Consider the following 19480-nt stretch of genomic DNA (forward strand, 5'->3'; position numbering starts at 1 on the left):
TTATATCTTAATAACTGCAATATGCCACATTTTTTCCCCTTCAAGAGGAGAAAATACACTCTTGTCATGGAAAAGGTGATCGCTTAAGGCGAAAAAGCCGCCCTGTGACACGCCATTTATGGGCAGTTGCTCTATAATACGCACACGTTTTCGTAGCATAGTCCATAGGATTCGGTAATGACTCAAGATGAACTGAAAAAAGCAGTGGGTTGGGAAGCGCTCAAGTATGTAAAACCGGGCACCATCGTGGGTGTGGGCACGGGCTCAACCGCCGCGCATTTTATTGATGCGCTGGGCACCATGAAAGGGCAAATCGAGGGCGCGGTTTCAAGCTCTGATGCTTCCACTGAGAAACTGAAAAGTTTGGGCATTACCGTTTTCGATCTTAACGAAGTCGATTCGTTAGATATTTATGTTGATGGTGCGGATGAAATCAACGGCCACATGCAGATGATCAAAGGCGGCGGAGCGGCACTGACTCGCGAGAAGATCGTGGCGGCCGTGGCGAAGAAATTTATTTGCATCGTCGATTCTTCTAAACAGGTAGATATTCTGGGTAACTTCCCGCTGCCTGTAGAAGTGATCCCGATGGCACGCTCCTACGTTGCGCGTGAGTTGGTGAAATTAGGCGGCCAGCCTGAATATCGCCAAGGCGTTCTGACGGATAACGGCAACGTGATTTTAGACGTGCATAATCTGAAAATTATGGATGCGATTGCGTTAGAAAAACAGATTAACGGTATTGCCGGTGTGGTCACCGTTGGCTTGTTCGCAAATCGTGGTGCGGACGTTGCGCTGGTTGGCTCGGCTGACGGCGTGAAAACCATTACGGCATAAATTATTCGCCATGATGAATCAGCAGCTCCGAATCTTCGGGGCTGTTTTTTTATGTGCAGCACCTTGCGATTTTTATCTTATTCCTCCCTCTTTGTTAACTTCGTTTTAAACATAGAATTCCATTTATTTATCACACCCCCTAAATTCGGTGACATATGTCACATATTTGCGCTTGACGATACTTTCACGCTGTCACGATTAAAAGCAGTAGCATTTTTCGCCAACTTTTAACGTTTTCAACCCGTTGCTCACCCCCTTGTAGGCAATCGGTTGGCTTGCTGGATGCGTAATATTTGTTATGTTGGCTGCATGCCGCAGGAGTTTTGCTTTCCGTTGCGGCCACACTAAGGTTCGAATTAACAGGGGTTAGGGTCGGGTCATGGCAAAAGTATCTTTGGAGAAAGACAGGATTAAGTTCCTTTTAGTTGAAGGGGTTCATCAAAGCACCGTCGACAATCTACGTGCAGCGGGTTACACCAACATCGAATATCATAAAGGTGCGCTGGACTCTGAATCGATGAAGGCATCCATTCGTGATGCTCATTTCGTTGGAATTCGTTCCCGAACCCACCTGACCGAAGATATCTTCGCTGCGGCTGAAAAATTGATTGCCGTAGGCTGTTTCTGCATTGGTACCAATCAGGTCGATCTTACCGCGGCGGCGAAACGCGGCATTCCAGTATTTAATGCGCCGTTCTCTAATACACGTTCGGTAGCCGAAATGGTGCTGGGCGAGCTGTTGCTGCTGTTACGCGGCATTCCAACGGCCAATGCCTGTGCGCATCGCGGTGAATGGAATAAACAGGCCGTGGGCTGTTTTGAAGCGCGTGGTAAAAAACTGGGCATTATTGGTTACGGCCATATCGGAACCCAGCTGGGTATTTTGGCTGAAGGCATTGGTATGAACGTCTTCTTCTACGATATCGAGAACAAACTGCCGTTGGGGAATGCGCAGCAGGTCCGTCATCTCTCTGATTTGCTCAACATGAGCGATGTCGTGACATTGCATGTGCCTGAAACGCGTTCCACCAAAGATATGATTGGTGCCGAAGAGTTGGCGCTCATGAAGCCTGGAGCTATTCTTATCAACGCATCACGCGGCACCGTGGTGGATATCCCTGCTCTGTGCAACGCGTTATCTTCCAAGCATTTATCGGGTGCGGCCATCGACGTGTTCCCAACGGAGCCAGCGACCAACAGCGATCCGTTTAATTCGCCGCTGTGTGAGTTCGATAACGTCTTGCTAACGCCGCATATTGGCGGTTCAACGCAGGAAGCACAGGAAAATATCGGTGCTGAAGTCGCGGGTAAACTCACGAAATATTCCGATAATGGTTCTTCATTGTCAGCGGTGAATTTCCCTGAAGTTTCTCTGCCGATGCATGAAGAAAATGTCAGCCGTCTGCTGCATATTCATGAAAACCGTCCTGGCGTACTGACGCAGATTAACCAGATTTTTGCGGAAGAGGGCGTCAACATTGCCGCGCAGTATCTGCAAACCAATGCTCAGATCGGCTATGTCGTTATTGATATCGAAACCGAGACTGAACGTGCGGAAGCGGCATTGCTGCGCATGAAAGAAATTACGGGAACGATTCGCGCCCGCTTGCTGTACTAATCTCTAAGCGCGATGTTCTTCGCACTAACAAAAATGGCAGCCTAATGGCTGCCGTTTTTATTGGGGGCATTTGTCATCTTACCAGCGGTAGTGAGTGCTCGGCGTGATGATTTCTGGTAGTGGAACGTCCCACTCTTGTACCGGTAACGCATCGACTCTCTGGCAGTCATGCGCCAATCCTATTGGGTACGGGCCGCATTGTTGCGCGTAGGCACTTTCCCAATCCTGCAAGGTTCGGTCATAGAATCCGCCCCCCATGCCTAATCTTTGCCCTGTGGCGTCAAACGCAACCAGCGGGGTAAAAATGATATCTAGCCGCGACACCGGTAATACCTGCTGTACGTTAAGGCGTGGCTCTTCAATGCCAAAATGATTCAGAACCATTTCGCTTTCAGCGCTATAGCGTAAAAACAGTAAGTTACCGCGGCTGAAGGGATGGAGAACCGGAAGATAAACTGATTTTCCCGCCTGCCAAAGACGTTCAATCAGCGGTCTGGTATTGAGCTCGCCGTCGAAAGAGAGAAATAGGGAAACGGTGCGTGCGTTTTGAATTTGCGGTAGTTCCATTACGCGTGTAGCAATGTCTTGTGCGGCATGATGTTGGAAATCATCGCTAAGATTTTTACGTAATTGACGAACTGAACGGCGAATATCCGAGCGGGATTGATCCGAATTTGGAGAAGAAATGCTGAGAGAATGGTTATTGGACATGACACACCCGTTTGAGGATGTTTGGTGTAAGGGAATCTCCGAGGTGCCGCAGCAGGCTGTAACCCTTGAACCCATGGTTCAAGGTGAACGCAACGACGCAATCTTAAGGCTTCTCGGAGACCGAGCGTGCTCACCGATTACGGATCCGCCGCATTCTTGAGGTATTAAATATCGGCTCAGGGGACTGGCCCGCACACGAACACCTCAGAGAAATTTTGTATCCTTTACTGTTAATTAGCTTATCACATTTTTCTTAAAATGATACGACTTTCTTTAAAAATCGTTTGCCAATCAACATGTTACAACTATAAGTCACACTTATTCGAACTGCGCACCCTGACGATCAGTGATGCGACCTTGTTCCAGCAGAGCTTGTTCGATGGTCTGCTGCAACATGCGAATTCTTTGTTCCATATTGGAAGCATAATCGCGAGTTTTCAAGCGTTCTTGCGCCAGTTCGTGACATACGTTTAATGCCGCGATGAAAACCAGTTGCTCCGTATTGGTGACTCTAGTGCGAACTTTGAGATCTTGCAACCGCTGATTAAGATCCTCTGCAGCCTGATTCAACGCTTCTTGTTGTTCTGGCGGGCAATTAACTCTTAACGAACGACCAAAAATTTGAATATCTACCGGTTGTGCAGACATACCACCTTCCTGCCTAGATTTTGCGCCAGTTTCAAAACCGCGAGGGTCACTAAATCGGGCGCCAACTATATATACCTCGCTATGCAGATACAAGCCTTTTGCACATTCCCATTGTTGCGAAAGCCGCAAATGTGAATGCAACTTCAATGACTTTGGGTATGACAAGCCTTATAGCGTGCCCTTTTCTGGTATAGCGACTGATCTTGATGGTAGCATAACACGAACTTTATCTGCCAACGATGACCAAAACGTATGTCAATTGAGATTACTGTACCCGAATATTCTGTTTTTACTCAGGCTTTGCAGCAGCAAGGCGTTGGATTAACTCCCGCTGAAATGCATGGCTTGATCAGCGGGATACTGTGTGGCGGCAATCAGAACGATAATTGGCGCACGATGATCCACGATCTAACCAACGAGGGCGAAGCATTTTCGCAAACGCTCGCACAGCCGCTTCAGGCAACTTATCAGCACACTCGTGATGCGTTAGAAGATGACGGTTTTGGCTTCCAACTGCTTTTACCGGATAGCGATGATGTCACCGTGTTTGATCGTGCTGATGCGCTTTCCGGCTGGGTGAACCATTTCCTGCTAGGTCTGGGAATGATGCAAAAAAATCTTGGCCAGATCAAAGGCGAAGTCGGTGAGGTTATCGACGATCTGCGTAGCATTGCTCAGTTAGGCTACGAAGAAGACGAAGATCAGGAAGAGCTGGAACAATCTCTGGAGGAAGTTGCGGAATACGTGCGTATGGCAGCGATGCTATGCCACAGCGAATTCTCACAGGAAAAGCCAAACGCGGCTGAAATGCAAAAACCCACTCTGCACTAATAAATATCACGTCTAGCGCAACGATGAAATCAGGCGGAACTCCTACCGCCTGATTGATCTTGCTTATCCCATTACGCACTCTGCATGATAGTCTATATCCTTCATACTTGAAGCCGCATCTGTGTTGGCTGCTCATTTCTGAGTTCGCCACGCTACATGCCCGCAATTGCCGATTTCAGGAGAAGGTCATGACCCAGCAAGAATTTCAACGTCGTCGTCAGGCTGTTTTGGCACAGATGGCACCCGGTAGTGCCGCGCTCTTTTTTGCTGCGCCAGAATGCACCCGCAGTGCCGACAGTGAATACCCTTATCGCCAGAACAGCGACTTCTGGTATCTGACCGGCTTTAACGAGCCTGAAGCCTTGCTGATCCTGATTAAGAGCGATGAAACTCACAACCACAGCGTGCTGTTTAATCGCGTGCGTGACTTAACCGCCGAGATTTGGTTTGGACGTCGTTTAGGGCAAGAAGCCGCACCGGCTAAACTCGGTGTCGATCGCGCCCTGCCTTATGGCGATATTGAAGAGCAACTGCACCTATTGTTGAACGGCCTAGACGTGGTTTACCACGCTCAGGGGCAATATGAATTTGCAGATCAAGTTACGTTTGCTGCGCTAGAGAAACTACGCCGCGGCATGCGCCAGAATTTTCGCGCACCGGCTACGCTTATCGATTGGCGTCCTTGGGTGCATGAAATGCGCCTGTTTAAATCGCAGGAAGAAATTGCCGCGATGCGACGCGCGGGTGAAATCACCGCGCTGGGGCATATTCGTGCCATGGAGAAATGCCGTCCCGGTATGTTTGAGTATCAGCTTGAAGGGGAAATTCTGCATGAGTTTACCCGTCATGGGGCGCGTTATCCTTCCTACAACACCATCGTTGGCGGCGGCGAAAACGGCTGCATCCTGCATTACACCGAAAACGAAAGCGAGCTCAAAGACGGCGAGTTGGTGTTAATTGATGCGGGCTGTGAATATAAAGGCTATGCCGGTGATATCACGCGAACCTTCCCGGTTAATGGCAAATTTACTCAGCCTCAGCGTGAGATTTACGATCTGGTGCTGGCCTCGATGGATAAAGCGTTTGAAATCTTTGGCCCAGGCCGCAGTATCCGTGAAGCTAACGACGCAGCGGTGCGCGTGATGGTTGAAGGGTTAGTCAAATTAGGCGTGATGAAGGGCGACGTAGATCAGCTGATTGCCGATCAGGCACATCGCCAGTTCTTCATGCACGGTTTGAGCCATTGGTTAGGTTTGGATGTGCATGACGTCGGTGATTACGGTTCTTCTGCTCGTGAGCGCGAACTAGAACCGGGCATGGTGCTTACCTGCGAACCGGGGTTATACATCGCGCCAGATGCTGACGTTCCGGCGGAGTATCGCGGCATTGGCATCCGTATTGAAGACGATATTCTCATCACCGAGAATGGCTTTGAGGTGCTGACCAAAGATGTGGTTAAGCATGCTGACGATATTGAAGCGCTGATGGCACAGGCAAAGGCCGCTAGCTGAGGAACGATACACGGCATGAAAATGATCATTGTAGGCGGAGGCATGGCGGGCGCTACGCTGGCGTTAGCGGTTTCCGCGTTGAGCGCAGGACGCGTTCAGGTTGAGGTTGTTGAGGCGGTTTCGCCAGACAGCCGCAAACATCCGGGATTTGACGCGCGAGCCATTGCGTTAGCCTACGGCACCTGTCAGCAATTAGCGCGAATTGGTGTGTGGCCCGCGCTGAAAGCGTGTGGAACACCGATAGAACGTGTTCACGTCAGCGATCAGGGACATGCCGGTTTTGTAGGGCTTGAGGCATCGGACTACCAGATCCCATATTTAGGTCAGGTTATAGAGCTTCATCAGGCGGGGGCGCGGCTGTTTACGCTGTTAGAAAAAGCGCCGGGCGTCACCTTGCACTGTCCGGCAAAAGTGGTCAGCGTCGAGCGTCAACAGCACAGTGCCGCTATCACGCTGGATAACGGTACTCGTCTTTCTGGTGAGTTACTGGTGGCGGCAGATGGTTCATCATCGGCGTTAGCACAGCACTGCAACGTTGACTGGCGCAGCGAAGATTATGGTCAGATAGCGGTTATCGCCAACGTCACGACCTCCTTACCGCATCAGGGTAAAGCGTTTGAACGTTTCACTCGCAACGGCCCGTTGGCGATGTTACCGATGAGTGAAGGCCGCTGCTCGCTGGTGTGGTGCCATGCGGCTGAAGATCAGGCGAAGATCGATAGCTGGAGTGATGCTGAGTTTTTACATCAGCTGCAGCAGGCTTTTGGCTGGCGTTTAGGTACGATGGTGAAAGCGGGTAAACGTCATAGCTATCCGTTGCGCTTAACGTCTGCCCAGCAACATATTAGCCATCGTCTTGCGCTGGTGGGCAACGCCGCACAAACGCTACATCCTATCGCGGGGCAGGGGTTTAATCTTGGGCTTCGTGACGTCATGTCTTTGGCGGAAATCATTGCCCAAGCGGAACAGCAGGGCAATGATATCGGCAGCTATCAAATATTAAGCCAATATCAACAGCGCCGAGAACCCGATCAGCAGGCCACAATCGGTGTGACCGACGGCCTGATTCATCTATTTGCTAATCGTCTGGCACCGTTAGTTGTTGGGCGTAATCTTGGTTTAATGGCGATGGAGTTGGTTCCTCCGCTGCGTGAAACGCTGGCGCGGCGCACCCTTGGTTGGGTAGAACGCTAAGTTTATTCCTGTCGTGCTCAGCGCTGTTTAAGTTGCCTGAGCGATTGAAGGAATAGGATTCATTAACAGGAACAGAGAATCACAATGCAATCTTTTGATGTGGTTATTGCCGGTGGTGGCATGGTGGGGTTGGCAACGGCGGCGGCGCTTCAAGGCAGCGGGCTGCGCATTGCGGTGATTGAAAGCCGTATCCCCGAGCTCACTGAGTTGACGCCTGAACCCGCGCTGCGTGTTTCTGCCATTAATGCTGCCAGCGAGCGTTTGCTACAACATTTAGGCGTTTGGCAAGATATCCTCGCCCTGAGAGCGAGTGCCTATCAGGGTATGGAAGTGTGGGAAAGCGACAGCTTTGGGCGTATTGCGTTTCGTGCCCAAGAATATGGGCATACCCATCTTGGCCATATCATTGAAAACCGAGTTATTCAGTTGGCGCTGTGGAATAAAGTGGGCCGTCAGTCCGAGGTCACGATGATTGCACCAGCGACACTTAAACAGGTGGCGTGGGGCGAAAATGAAGCCTTCATCACGCTGGATAATGGGCAGATGCTTACGGCTCGTTTGGTGATTGGTGCCGATGGTGCGCATTCATGGCTGCGTCAGCATGCTGATATTCCACTGACGTTTTGGGATTATGGACACCATGCGTTGGTGGCTACCATCAAAACCGAATTGCCCCACGAAGGCTGCGCGCGTCAGATTTTTCGACCAAACGGCATCTTAGCTTTCTTGCCGCTGGAAGATACGCATTTATGCTCCATCGTGTGGTCCGTTTCTCCGGAAGAGGCTCAGCGCTTAGAGGCTTTGCCTGAGTCTGATTTCAACCGTGAGTTGGCCGTTGCGTTTGATACGCGTCTTGGTCTGTGCGAAGTCGTCAGCGCTCGACAGTCACATCCTCTGGTTGGGCGTTATGCTCGCAGCTTTGCCGCGCACCGACTCGCGCTGGTGGGGGATGCGGCGCATACCATTCATCCATTGGCGGGACAGGGCGTGAACCTCGGCTTTATGGACGCGGCTGAATTGGCTTCTGAAATCAAACGTCTACAGCGTCAGGGCAAAGATATCGGCCGCTATATGTATCTGCGCCGCTATGAGCGCACCCGCAAACACAGCGCTGCGGTGATGCTGACAGCGATGCAAGGTTTCCGCCAGCTGTTTGACGGTGATAATCCCGCCAAAAAATTGCTGCGCGATGTCGGCATGGCGCTGGCTGATAATCTTCCAGGGCTAAAACCACGTTTGGTTCGTCACGCCATGGGCCTAGCGGATTTGCCTGAAAGTTTGCAAAAATAGAGTCTGTAAAAACAGTGCCTCGCGGCTAGCTATGTATTTATGTTAGCCGCTCCCCCTTTTTGTCCTTTCTGGTTATCCCTCCAACCTGATTTGAAATATTCTAATGTTGCTACTGGTTTTGAATTAGTTTTTCTCATGCATGACAATTTAACATCCGCTATTTCCCCTAATAAAATTGCGATATACGTTATATAACTGCAATGCAGTTGCAGTGAAAATGTTAATTTTGTGCCATTCGACGCAGTTTTGTAGATGAAACTTCTGCATTATCCCTTCTCTAAATTTCACTATCGATAAAGTCTGGTCTTATTTTAACTTATGGTTAATCGCTGATATCGGTGATAACGTCTGAGGTAGGGTATCGTTTGCGTAGCGATGTTTACAGGTGTTCAGCTTTAGGGGGCACATCAACATTTTTAGGCAAAAAATATCTTATTAGCGCGCCCGGGACTCTATAGCGGATGGCTTGTACCGGATGACAAACGTTCAGGAAAAGAGGGTTAAGATGGCCAAACAGACTCCACTCTTCGATCAACACGTCGCCTGTGGCGCGCGTATGGTTGATTTTCACGGCTGGATGATGCCACTGCACTACGGTTCTCAACTCGATGAGCACCACGCGGTGCGTCAGGATGCGGGCATGTTCGATGTGTCTCACATGACCATTGTCGATCTTCGTGGGCCGCGCACGCGTGAGTTCCTGCGCTACCTCCTCGCTAACGATGTGGCAAAACTGACGGTGCCGGGCAAAGCGCTCTATACCGGCATGTTGAACGCCTCTGCGGGCGTTATCGATGACCTGATCGTTTATTTCCTTGAAGAAGAATATTTCCGCTTGGTGGTTAACTCCGCCACGCGAGAAAAAGATTTGGCGTGGATCACCGAGCATGCCGAGCCCTATCACGTTGAAATCACCGTGCGCGACGATCTAGCACTGATTGCGGTGCAAGGCCCACATGCGCAAGAACGTGCCGCAACGCTGTTTACTGATGCACAAAAACAAGCGATTAGCGGCATGAAACCGTTCTTCGGCGTGCAGGCTGGCGACTACTTTATTGCGACAACGGGCTACACCGGCGAAAACGGCTATGAAATTGCTTTGCCAATCGGCGAAGCGGCAGAGTTCTGGCAGAAGCTGGTGAAAGCGGGCGTTAAACCGTGCGGTTTGGGCGCGCGTGACACTCTGCGTTTAGAAGCTGGCATGAACTTATATGGTCAGGAAATGGATGAAGGCGTTTCGCCGTTAGCCGCCAATATGGGCTGGACCATTGCTTGGGTGCCAGAGGATCGTGATTTTATCGGCCGTGAAGCATTAGAGCAGCAGCGTGAGAATGGCACCGAACAATTGGTTGGTTTGGTGATGACCGAAAAAGGCGTGCTGCGTAATGAGCTGCCGGTGCGTTTCACCGATGCCAACGGAAATCTTCAAGAAGGTGTGATCACCAGTGGTTCCTTCTCACCAACCTTAGGTGTCAGTATTGCATTGGCCCGCGTGCCAGCGGGCATTGGCGAAGAAGCTATCGTGCAGATCCGTAACCGTGAAATGCCAGTGCGTGTCGTTAAGCCCGGTTTTGTGCGCAACGGTAAAAGCCTGATTAACTAGGCTACGCTCGCTACGCCAATTGAATCAGACTTATAAAGTAAAATTTAACAAACATTTAAGAGAGGATGTCGATGAGCAACGTGCCTACTGAATTGAAATATACCGCATCTCACGAATGGGTTCGTGCAGAAGGCGAAGGGGTGTATAGCGTTGGTATCACCGAGCATGCACAGGAACTGCTGGGCGATATGGTCTTTATCGATCTGCCAGAAGTCGGCACATCTTTCGATGCGGGCGATGACTGTGCGGTGGCCGAGTCTGTGAAAGCGGCTTCCGATATTTATGCCCCAATCAGCGGCGAAATCGTTGCTATCAACGATGAGCTAGAAGGTGCACCAGAGCTGGTCAACAGCGCGCCGTACTCCGAAGGCTGGCTGTTCCGCATCAAAGCAACAGACGAAGCGCAAATTGCTGGTTTGCTGGATGCAGCAGCCTACGAATCTTCTATCGAAGATTAATGCCTGCGTTGTGAATGGTGTTGGGCGCAGCCGCGCTTGATCGTGCTTCATCCTTTTTCCCCGCGCTCTGAGCGGGGAGAAAGTGAGTTCGTGCCGCATTTAGTTGTGTCAAATAAGCATTTCTTTTGTATGTACATTTAGGAATCAGTCACTCATGACCCAGACTCTCAGCCAGCTCGAAAACAGCGAATCCTTTATCGCTCGCCATATCGGTCCGTCTGCCCAACAGCAACAGCAAATGCTGGAAACCGTTGGCGCACGCTCTTTGCATGAACTGATCGAGCAGATCGTTCCTTCCGATATTCAGTTACCTACTCCGCCAGCGGTCGGTGATGCCGTAACGGAACATCAGGCGTTGGCTGAGCTGAAAGCCATTGCGGGTCAGAATCAGCGTTACAAATCCTTTATTGGTATGGGCTATCACGGTGTTTTAATGCCGCCGGTTATCCAGCGCAATATGCTGGAAAATCCGGGCTGGTATACCGCCTATACGCCATATCAGCCGGAAGTTTCCCAAGGTCGCCTTGAGGCGTTGCTGAACTTCCAGCAATTGACGCAGGATCTCACCGGGCTTGAATTAGCGTCGGCGTCCTTGCTGGATGAAGCCACCGCCGCGGCGGAAGCCATGGCCTTGGCGAAGCGTGCTAGCAAGCTGAAAGATGCGAATCGTTTCTTTGTGGCTGCCGATGTTCATCCGCAAACGCTGGACGTGGTGCGTACTCGCGCTGAAACCTTTGGCTTTGATGTGATCGTCGATGATGCAGATAAAGTGCTCGATCATCAGGACGTGTTTGGCGTATTGCTGCAACAGGTGGGGACCTACGGCGAGCTGCACGACTACACCGATCTGATGAATGAGCTGAAAAGCCGCAAGGTGATTACCTGCGTTGCCGCCGATCCGATGGCTTTGGTGCTGCTAGCCGCGCCGGGTAAATTAGGGGCTGACGTTGTGTTTGGTTCTGCGCAACGTTTTGGCGTACCCATGGGCTACGGTGGTCCACACGCGGCATTCTTTGGCTGTCGTGATGAGTTTAAGCGCTCCATGCCGGGGCGTATTATTGGGGTTTCTCGCGATGCCGCGGGTAATACCGCACTGCGTATGGCGATGCAAACGCGTGAGCAGCACATCCGCCGCGAGAAAGCGAACTCCAATATCTGTACATCTCAAGTCTTGTTGGCAAATATTGCCAGCCTGTATGCGGTCTATCATGGCCCCGTTGGCCTGAAACGCATTGCCGATCGCATTCATCGTTTGACTGATATTTTGGCTGCGGGTCTGAAGCAAAAAGATGTGACCGTTCGCAACCATAGCTGGTTTGATACCCTCACGGTAGCCGTGAAAGACAAGGCTGAAGTGTTGGCGCGCGCGCTGAGCTTTGGTTTTAACCTACGCAGCGATATTCCTGGCGCGGTGGGGATTTCTCTGGATGAAGCGACCAGCCGCGAAGACGTTGAAGCACTGTTTGCTATTCTGCTGGGCGATAACCACGGGCTGGATATCGACACGCTGGATGCGCTGGTTGCAGAAGATAGCGTTGGTAGCATTCCTGCCCACATGCTGCGTACTGACCCGATTTTGACGCATCCTGTATTTAACCGCTATCACAGCGAAACCGAGATGATGCGCTACATGCATCGCTTGGAACGTAAAGATTTGGCATTGAATCAGGCCATGATCCCATTGGGCTCTTGCACCATGAAGCTGAATGCTGCTGCGGAAATGATCCCAATTACGTGGTCTGAATTTGCTGAGCTGCATCCGTTCTGCCCACCAGAGCAGGCTATGGGTTATCAGATGATGATTTCCCAGCTGTCGCAATGGCTGGTTCAGCTAACCGGTTATGATGCCGTCTGCATGCAGCCGAACTCTGGTGCACAGGGCGAATACGCGGGTCTGCTGGCCATTCGTCGCTACCACGAAAGCCGCAACGACGCTGCGCGCCATATTTGCTTAATTCCAAGCTCAGCGCATGGCACTAACCCTGCTTCAGCGCAGATGGCGGGGATGAGCGTGGTGGTGGTGGCCTGTGATGATTCTGGCAATATCGATCTGCACGATCTGCGTGCTAAAGCCGAACAGGCGGGCGAAGAGCTCTCTTGTATCATGGTGACTTACCCATCAACGCACGGCGTGTATGAAGAAACTATCCGCGAAGTGTGTCAGATCGTGCATCAGTTCGGCGGACAGGTTTACCTCGACGGTGCAAACATGAATGCGCAGGTTGGGATCACCACACCGGGCTATATTGGCGCCGATGTGTCTCACCTCAACTTACATAAAACGTTCTGCATCCCGCACGGCGGTGGCGGACCGGGTATGGGCCCAATCGGTGTGAAATCGCATTTGGCTCCGTTTGTACCGGGGCACACCGTGGTGCAAATTGATGGTTTAACCACCCAGAAAGGCGCGGTTTCTGCGGCACCGTTTGGTAGTGCCTCCATTCTGCCAATTAGCTGGATGTACATCCGTATGATGGGCGCTGAAGGGCTGAAGAAAGCCAGCCAGACCGCTATCCTGAATGCCAACTATATCGCTACGCGCTTGAAATCAGCGTATCCGATTCTGTACGCAGGCCGTGATGGTCGCGTCGCGCATGAATGTATTTTGGATATTCGCCCGCTGAAAGAACAAACCGGCATTAGCGAAATGGATATTGCTAAGCGTTTGATCGACTTCGGTTTCCATGCCCCAACCATGTCGTTCCCTGTTGCGGGTACGTTGATGGTTGAGCCAACAGAATCTGAAAGCAAAGCCGAGTTGGATCGCTTTATCGATGCGATGCTGGCAATCCGTGCTGAAATTGAACGCGTGAGCAGCGGTGAATGGACGCTAGCGGATAACCCGCTGGTGAATGCGCCACATATTCAGGCGGAACTGGTTAATCACTGGGAGCACGCTTATTCTCGTGAACTGGCCGTATTCCCAACGGAATCAACACGTGAGAATAAATACTGGCCAACCGTAAAACGTCTGGATGATGTTTACGGCGACCGTAATTTATTCTGCTCTTGTGTGCCAATCTCTGAATACGAATAGCATTTAGATAGGCTGCTCAATCAAAACCGCTCTGACGTTAATATCGCGTCAGGGCGGTTTTTTTATGGACGTTTATGATGGGAGTAAGCGTTACAGCAAATTCAGTAAATGCAAAATAATATGGCTGCTGTCACCGCGACGCCACGCAATGGCAATATCGCTGGTTAGCCGAGTGTCTTTGAGCTTCAAACACACCACGTTTTTCTCATCAATTTTGCTTAACGAGTCAGGCACGATGGCCATGCCAAAACCACCGCCCACCATGCTGATCGCCGAGGTCAGCTGAGGCGACTGCTGGCCTAGGTTGGGCGAGAATCCGGCGACTTCACAGGCATGGATCGTTTGGTCATACAGGCTGGGGGCGACCTCGCGTGGAAAAGTGATCAGCGATTCATCTTTGAGATCGAACAATGAAACCGCGCTGTTACGGCTAAGTGGATGCTGGCGTGGGAGTGCCACCATCATCTCTTCGGTGTCGATGACGCGACACATAAAATCTTTGCTGCGTTCGCACGGCAGGCGGATAAACGCGAAATCAATATTTCCCTCTTCTAATGCATTCATCAAACCGGACATCTCTTTCTCCTGCGGCTGAAGATGCATCATCGGGTAGTTTTCTCTAAAGCTATGCAGCAAAGAAAAAACCGCTGGGTTGAACGCCGTGGAGCAGGCGAAGCCGATATTGACCGTGCCGCTAATGCCTCGGGCGACGTTGCGTGCTCGCTCAAGCGCGGCATCGGTGAGTTTGATGATTTCACAGGCGTCTTTGTAGAGCGTTCTTCCTGTTTCGGTGAGCTCAATCCCGCGTGTTAAACGCTTAATCAGTGGGGTGCCAACTTCATGTTCAAGCCTTTGAATTTGCTGGCTGAGTGGGGGCTGTGAGATCCCTAGCTGTTCGGCTGCGCGCGTAAAGTGACCTGTTTGAGCCACCGCGACGAAATAGCGTAAATGGCGTAGTTCCATATCAAAAACGTCTCAAAGTGAACACAACATCATATTGGAACTCATTGCTGAAAGGAGTCAACCTTTAGTTAATAACGCTAATAATTGAAAAACTGGATCACCTCATGAAATCACATCCTTCTGACTGTTCATGCGTGGCAGACATCGCAAAAACGGCTATGCAACTGCAACGTGCACACCCAGAACGCGTCATTTATCAAACTTCTCTAATGAGTGCGCTATTAAGCGGGGTTTACGAAGGGGAGACTACGATGGCCGATTTGCTCCAGCATGGAGACTTTGGCTTAGGCACTTTTAACCATCTTGATGGCGAGATGATTGCGTTTAACCGCAATATTTTCCAGCTGCGCGGTGATGGTAGCGCCCGCCGCGCTAAACCTGAACAGAAAACGCCTTTTGCGGTGATGACCTTTTTCCAACCGACCGAAGAATACCGGATCAACCGTTTGCATAGCCGCGATGAGATCCATCAGGTTATCGACAAAATGCTTACCAGCCAAAACGCCTTCTGCGCGCTGCGCATTGACGGGATTTTCCGTAACGTAGAAACGCGTACCGTGCCGGAGCAGCACCGCCCTTACAAACCAATGCAGGAAGCCATTGAGGCTCAGCCGACATACCACATTGAACATCGCGAAGGGGTGCTGATTGGTTTTCTGACGCCTAACTACATGCAAGGTATCAACGTTGCGGGATATCACGAACACTTCATCACTGCGGAGCGCGACTGCGGCGGCCATATTCTTGATTATCAAGTGGAAAGCGGCGTTTTGACCTTTGGCTCTATCGATAAATTACTGATCGATTTCCCACATGATGATGATTTTATGCAGGCCGATTTGTGCCCTGCAAATTTAGATACGGCGATTCGTTCCGTTGAAAGTTAAGCCTTTTTGGCTGCGAGGAGTGTGGTTCCATGAAAAAGTCTGATAGCAATAAAGCATGGCAGTGCGGGGCAGATTTGATCGTCGCTCAGCTAGAAGCTCAGGGGGTTAAACACGTATTTGGTATCCCTGGTGCGAAAATTGATAGGGTGTTTAACTCGCTGGTTGATTCCAGCATTGAAACCATTGCCGTTCGCCATGAAGCCAACGCGGCATTTATGGCGGGAGCGGTTGGGCGTTTAACCGGCAAAGCCGGTGTTGCCTTAGTGACATCGGGGCCAGGGTGCTCCAATTTAATTACCGGCGTAGCGACGGCGACCTCAGAAGGCGACCCTTTGGTTGCGCTGGGCGGGGCGGTGAAACGTGCCGATCATTTAAAACAGGTACATCAGACGATGGATACCGTGACGATGTTCCGTCCGGTAACCAAATATTCCGCCGAGGTGACTTCGGCGTCGGCATTGTCTGAAGTATTGGCGAACGGCTTTCGGGCCGCCGAGTTTGGACGCCCCGGAGCCAGTTTTATCAGCTTGCCGATGGATATTCTCAATGAGCCGGTCAACAGCAGGGTGTTAACAACACAGCATCCTACTCTGGGTGCGGCTCCTTTTGAAAGCATCGTGCAGGTGGCTCGTCGGCTGGAAAAAGCGAAAAATCCGGTGATTTTGCTTGGCTTGATAGCAAGCCAGCCGCGTAACGCGGACGCTATTCGCCGCTTATTGCATAAAAGTGGGCTGCCGGTCACCAGCACTTACCAAGCCGCTGGGGTTATCGATCAGGCTCACTTCCATCGTTTTGCTGGGCGCGTAGGACTCTTCAATAATCAGGCCGGTGACCGCCTATTGCGTAACGCTGATTTGGTCATAACCATTGGCTATAGCCCGATTGAATATGAGCCAGCGCAGTGGAATAACGATGATGCCGATTTGGTTCATATCGACATTATGCCTGCCGAAACCGATAGCGATTATCAGCCGGATATTGAGCTGGTAGGGGATATCGCAGAGACGTTAGATCTGCTGTCTGAACATATTCATGCCGCGCTTGATTTAAGCAGCGACGCGGTGGCGATTTTAGAAGAGCGCCGTCAGCAGCGCGATCTTTTAGCGCAGAAAGGAAGAAGCTTAACCCAGTTTGCCATTCATCCGCTGCGTTTGGTCAGAGCCATGCAGGATATCGTGAATAGTGACGTGACGCTGTGCGTCGATATGGGCAGCTTCCATATTTGGATCGCCCGCTATTTATACAGCTTCCGTGCGCGTCAGGTGCTGATTTCAAACGGACAGCAGACGATGGGGGTTGCGTTACCGTGGGCGATTGGTGCCGCGTTGGTCGACCCGAGCCGTAAAGTGGTGTCGGTTTCCGGCGATGGCGGTTTTATGCAGTCCAGTATGGAATTGGAAACGGCGGTGCGCCTAGGCGTGAATCTGTTGCATATCATATGGGTAGATGAAGAATACAATATGGTTGCTATCCAAGAGGACAAAAAATACCACCGTACGTCGGGGGTTAAATTTGGCCCGATTGACTTTAAAGCCTACGCGGAAGCGTTTGGTGCCAAAGGATTTGCCGTGACGTCTTCAGAAACATTGGAAAGCACGTTGCGTGCAGCGATGGACGTACAGGGGCCAGCGGTTGTCGCCGTGCCAGTTGATTACAGCGATAACGCGCTGCTGATGAGCCAACTGAATATGAGCGAACTATTTTAAGATTTATTATTGTTATTTCACCTACCCCGAAGGCTGTCTGACATAACATCTCTTCGGTTTCGGCCTCATCGTTTGCTTGATGGGGCTTTTTTTATTTATCCCGTTCAGGAATATCTTTAAGCCTTACTTTTTTTCATTAATTTTGGGTGAGATTTTCTAATGACAAAACCCAATAACCACAATTAAAGCTTGGCTGGGTGGTAATGTAAAAAGTGATAAATATTAAATAATTACATTGTTATTTCATCCTATTACTTACGCTAATCATCATTTTTACTCATGTTACTAATGGTCGGTTTCTGGGCAAGTCTGGCGACAAAAGTGTGATAGAGTTCTCACCGTGAAATGTTCCCCTTTTTAAGACGCGATCAACGGGGCCTATCTGGCCTTATTTGTTGATACATCTGCATTTTTCATTATGGCAACCCACCTTGGCGCTTATACAGGCTACGGGTGAACTATTGGCTTAAAACAACAACCATGACGTGTGACCACACACGCACTGGCATAAAAACAGGTAAGGCATTATGGAATTCATTGCTCAGTTAGTTAATCAGGTGAACGGCCTGCTTTGGGATGAACTGCTGATTTTCCTCCTGTGTGGAACAGGTATTTACTACACGCTGCGTTTGGGTTTCATTCAGATCCGTCATTTTGGCTCTGGTTTTAAAGCGTTGTTCGGCGGTATTTCTTTGTCAGGCGCGAAGGCTGACAAGCAGGGTATGAGTTCATTTCAGGCGGTTGCAACGGCTATTGCTGGACAGGTCGGCACTGGCAATCTGGCTGGCCCCGCAACGGCGATTATCGCGGGTGGCCCCGGTGCGATTTTCTGGATGTGGGTTTCCTCGTTTCTGGGAATGGCGACGATTTACGCGGAAGCGATGTTGGCGCAAAAATTCAGATCAAAAGATAAAAATGGCCAAGTGGTCGGTGGCCCTGCGTATTACATTGAGAAAGGGCTGAACTGTAAATGGCTGGCCTGTATTTTCTCCGTGTTGGTGATTATTGCGCTGGGTTTTATCGGCAATATGGTGCAGTCCAACTCTATCGCGGCGGCGTTTAATAGCTCTCTGGGTGTACCGGGCTGGGTGATTGGTATTGTTTTGGCGGTGATCACCGGCGTAGTGATTATGGGGGGGATTAGCAGCATCGCCTCATTCACTGAGAAAGTGGTGCCGATTAAAGCGGTGTTTTATCTGCTGGGAACCTTGGTTATTTTGGTGCACAACGCCCACTATATTTTACCGGCGTTTAAGTCGATTTTTGTGGCGGCCTTTAATCCAACGGCGGTATTGGGCGGTGGTGCAGGGATTGCGATTCAGCAAGCGATGCGTTTTGGTATCGCTCGCGGTCTGTTTTCCAACGAAGCAGGGATGGGCTCAACGCCGCATGCTCACGCTGTGGCTAAGGTTGAGCGTCCAGAACAACAGGGCTATATCGCGATGATGGGCGTGTTTGTGGTGTGCGTTATCGTCACGCTAACCGCATTGGCGATTATCACATCGGGTATGAGCATGTGGGAGCTGGGTGGCAAAACTCAGACCAACTTCCTTGGTGTATTCACCGGACAAGGCATTGCGGTGACTCAGCAGGCGTATACCTATGTTTATGGCTATTTTGGCAGCCTGTTTATTTCGGTTTCACTGTTCTTCTTTGCTTTCTCAACGATTGTTGGCTGGTACTACTATGGTGAAATGAATATTCGTTATCTATTCAATTCCCAACGCGCGGTACGTGCCTATCAACTGGTGGTGATTGCCTTCATCTTCATTGCCTCGTTCTTCAAAGTTGAACTGGTTTGGAATATGGCAGATATGTTCAACGGATTGATGGTATTGCCAAACCTCGTGGCGCTGATTTTGCTGTCGCCGATAGTGATTAAGATGAGTAAGTATGTGGGTGGGAAGGTAGCGGAGAATAAGGCTTAAACATTGGTGGATGTTATGTCCGCAATTTTACCTTTGTACTGTGTGAACGTCCTTTTGGGGATGGTGCATATTACGTCCGCCCAGAAGACCGAGTCTTGCATATGCATCGTGCAGGCGTCCGTGTTAGGGGGCCAATCGCCGCCCCCTAACAACCCGGCTTGGCACCCCCTTCCAGCCCGCTACGCGGGTGCCCTCATTTCATCATTCCGGTCTTAACGGAACGAACGGCAATCGCCATCCTGGCTCCTCCGTTCTTTC

15 protein-coding genes and 1 other RNA gene are annotated in these 19480 nt (G+C 50.6%); 12 read left to right on the plus strand and 4 right to left on the minus strand.

The features are described from left to right. Positions 1-177: 177 nt before the first annotated feature. Entirely contained in the window at positions 178-837 is a 660-nt protein-coding gene (rpiA, locus tag U0008_RS03380) for a ribose-5-phosphate isomerase RpiA (protein ID WP_025799156.1), read from the plus strand. A gap of 379 nt (positions 838-1216) precedes the next feature. After that, on the plus strand, positions 1217-2455 hold the full coding sequence (gene serA / locus U0008_RS03385) for a phosphoglycerate dehydrogenase (protein WP_025799158.1): 1239 nt from the start codon (positions 1217-1219) through the stop codon (positions 2453-2455). Positions 2456-2533: 78 nt separating this feature from the next. Here serA and U0008_RS03390 read toward each other — a convergent pair whose 3' ends face one another. The 3 genes from U0008_RS03390 to zapA all read right to left on the minus strand — a co-directional run bounded on the left by U0008_RS03390 (position 2534) and on the right by zapA (position 3814). Then, positions 2534-3166 carry a 5-formyltetrahydrofolate cyclo-ligase gene (locus U0008_RS03390; RefSeq protein WP_043490930.1) on the minus strand — a complete coding sequence of 211 codons (633 nt, stop codon included), beginning with the start codon at positions 3164-3166 and terminating at the stop codon, positions 2534-2536. Between the two features lie 31 nt (positions 3167-3197). Continuing rightward, a non-coding RNA gene (gene ssrS, locus U0008_RS03395) (6S RNA) lies at positions 3198-3380 on the minus strand. A gap of 104 nt (positions 3381-3484) precedes the next feature. Then, positions 3485-3814, minus strand: coding sequence for a cell division protein ZapA (zapA, locus tag U0008_RS03400; RefSeq protein ID WP_004846886.1), 330 nt, complete (start codon positions 3812-3814; stop codon positions 3485-3487). Positions 3815-4066: 252 nt separating this feature from the next. Here zapA and U0008_RS03405 point away from each other — a divergent pair, with 252 nt between their 5' ends. The 7 genes from U0008_RS03405 (at position 4067) to gcvP (ending at position 13738) form a co-directional block, all read left to right on the plus strand. Next, positions 4067-4645, plus strand: a complete 579-nt coding sequence (locus U0008_RS03405; RefSeq protein ID WP_040046195.1) for a YecA/YgfB family protein — start codon at positions 4067-4069, stop codon at positions 4643-4645. Positions 4646-4833: 188 nt separating this feature from the next. Next, a complete protein-coding gene (gene pepP / locus U0008_RS03410; RefSeq protein ID WP_043490933.1) occupies positions 4834-6156 on the plus strand; it encodes a Xaa-Pro aminopeptidase in 1323 nt (440 codons plus the stop codon). A 15-nt stretch (positions 6157-6171) separates the two neighbouring features. After that, positions 6172-7350, plus strand: a complete 1179-nt coding sequence (ubiH, locus tag U0008_RS03415) for a 2-octaprenyl-6-methoxyphenyl hydroxylase (RefSeq protein WP_043490935.1) — start codon at positions 6172-6174, stop codon at positions 7348-7350. 84 nt (positions 7351-7434) lie between these two features. Beyond that, a complete protein-coding gene (gene ubiI, locus U0008_RS03420) occupies positions 7435-8640 on the plus strand; it encodes an FAD-dependent 2-octaprenylphenol hydroxylase (RefSeq protein WP_043490937.1) in 1206 nt (401 codons plus the stop codon). A 505-nt stretch (positions 8641-9145) separates the two neighbouring features. Next, positions 9146-10243 carry a glycine cleavage system aminomethyltransferase GcvT gene (gene gcvT / locus U0008_RS03425; RefSeq protein WP_043490940.1) on the plus strand — a complete coding sequence of 366 codons (1098 nt, stop codon included), beginning with the start codon at positions 9146-9148 and terminating at the stop codon, positions 10241-10243. A gap of 71 nt (positions 10244-10314) precedes the next feature. Continuing rightward, positions 10315-10701: a glycine cleavage system protein GcvH gene (gene gcvH / locus U0008_RS03430; protein WP_043490943.1), complete on the plus strand. Its 387-nt coding sequence runs from the start codon at positions 10315-10317 to the stop codon at positions 10699-10701. Positions 10702-10855: 154 nt separating this feature from the next. Then, entirely contained in the window at positions 10856-13738 is a 2883-nt protein-coding gene (gene gcvP / locus U0008_RS03435) for an aminomethyl-transferring glycine dehydrogenase (RefSeq protein WP_043490945.1), read from the plus strand. A 90-nt stretch (positions 13739-13828) separates the two neighbouring features. Here the strand turns inward: gcvP and U0008_RS03440 are convergent, their stop codons facing one another. After that, a complete protein-coding gene (locus U0008_RS03440) occupies positions 13829-14701 on the minus strand; it encodes a LysR family transcriptional regulator (protein ID WP_043490947.1) in 873 nt (290 codons plus the stop codon). Positions 14702-14805: 104 nt separating this feature from the next. Between U0008_RS03440 and budA the strand changes: the two genes are divergently transcribed. The 3 genes from budA to U0008_RS03455 all read left to right on the plus strand — a co-directional run bounded on the left by budA (position 14806) and on the right by U0008_RS03455 (position 19222). Further along, positions 14806-15588 (plus strand): acetolactate decarboxylase, encoded by a 783-nt coding sequence (gene budA, locus U0008_RS03445; RefSeq protein ID WP_043490950.1) that lies wholly within the window; start codon positions 14806-14808, stop codon positions 15586-15588. Positions 15589-15617: 29 nt separating this feature from the next. Beyond that, positions 15618-17294: an acetolactate synthase AlsS gene (gene alsS, locus U0008_RS03450; protein WP_043490952.1), complete on the plus strand. Its 1677-nt coding sequence runs from the start codon at positions 15618-15620 to the stop codon at positions 17292-17294. 527 nt (positions 17295-17821) lie between these two features. Beyond that, positions 17822-19222 carry an alanine/glycine:cation symporter family protein gene (locus U0008_RS03455; RefSeq protein WP_043490954.1) on the plus strand — a complete coding sequence of 467 codons (1401 nt, stop codon included), beginning with the start codon at positions 17822-17824 and terminating at the stop codon, positions 19220-19222. The last annotated feature ends 258 nt before the right edge of the window (positions 19223-19480 follow it).

The sequence above is a fragment of the Hafnia alvei genome (genome assembly GCF_034424155.1).
GTDB classification, from domain to species: Bacteria; Pseudomonadota; Gammaproteobacteria; order Enterobacterales; family Enterobacteriaceae; genus Hafnia; species Hafnia alvei.

What these genes read in the sequence shown, in the direction of transcription:
- rpiA (WP_025799156.1), top strand. Translation starts at nt 178, where the DNA reads ATGACTCAAGATGAACTGAAAAAAGCAGTGGGTTGGGAAGCGCTCAAG.
- serA (WP_025799158.1), top strand. Translation starts at nt 1,217, where the DNA reads ATGGCAAAAGTATCTTTGGAGAAAGACAGGATTAAGTTCCTTTTAGTT.
- U0008_RS03390 (WP_043490930.1), bottom strand. Translation starts at nt 3,166, where the DNA reads ATGTCCAATAACCATTCTCTCAGCATTTCTTCTCCAAATTCGGATCAA.
- zapA (WP_004846886.1), bottom strand. Translation starts at nt 3,814, where the DNA reads ATGTCTGCACAACCGGTAGATATTCAAATTTTTGGTCGTTCGTTAAGA.
- U0008_RS03405 (WP_040046195.1), top strand. Translation starts at nt 4,067, where the DNA reads ATGTCAATTGAGATTACTGTACCCGAATATTCTGTTTTTACTCAGGCT.
- pepP (WP_043490933.1), top strand. Translation starts at nt 4,834, where the DNA reads ATGACCCAGCAAGAATTTCAACGTCGTCGTCAGGCTGTTTTGGCACAG.
- ubiH (WP_043490935.1), top strand. Translation starts at nt 6,172, where the DNA reads ATGAAAATGATCATTGTAGGCGGAGGCATGGCGGGCGCTACGCTGGCG.
- ubiI (WP_043490937.1), top strand. Translation starts at nt 7,435, where the DNA reads ATGCAATCTTTTGATGTGGTTATTGCCGGTGGTGGCATGGTGGGGTTG.
- gcvT (WP_043490940.1), top strand. Translation starts at nt 9,146, where the DNA reads ATGGCCAAACAGACTCCACTCTTCGATCAACACGTCGCCTGTGGCGCG.
- gcvH (WP_043490943.1), top strand. Translation starts at nt 10,315, where the DNA reads ATGAGCAACGTGCCTACTGAATTGAAATATACCGCATCTCACGAATGG.
- gcvP (WP_043490945.1), top strand. Translation starts at nt 10,856, where the DNA reads ATGACCCAGACTCTCAGCCAGCTCGAAAACAGCGAATCCTTTATCGCT.
- U0008_RS03440 (WP_043490947.1), bottom strand. Translation starts at nt 14,701, where the DNA reads ATGGAACTACGCCATTTACGCTATTTCGTCGCGGTGGCTCAAACAGGT.
- budA (WP_043490950.1), top strand. Translation starts at nt 14,806, where the DNA reads ATGAAATCACATCCTTCTGACTGTTCATGCGTGGCAGACATCGCAAAA.
- alsS (WP_043490952.1), top strand. Translation starts at nt 15,618, where the DNA reads ATGAAAAAGTCTGATAGCAATAAAGCATGGCAGTGCGGGGCAGATTTG.
- U0008_RS03455 (WP_043490954.1), top strand. Translation starts at nt 17,822, where the DNA reads ATGGAATTCATTGCTCAGTTAGTTAATCAGGTGAACGGCCTGCTTTGG.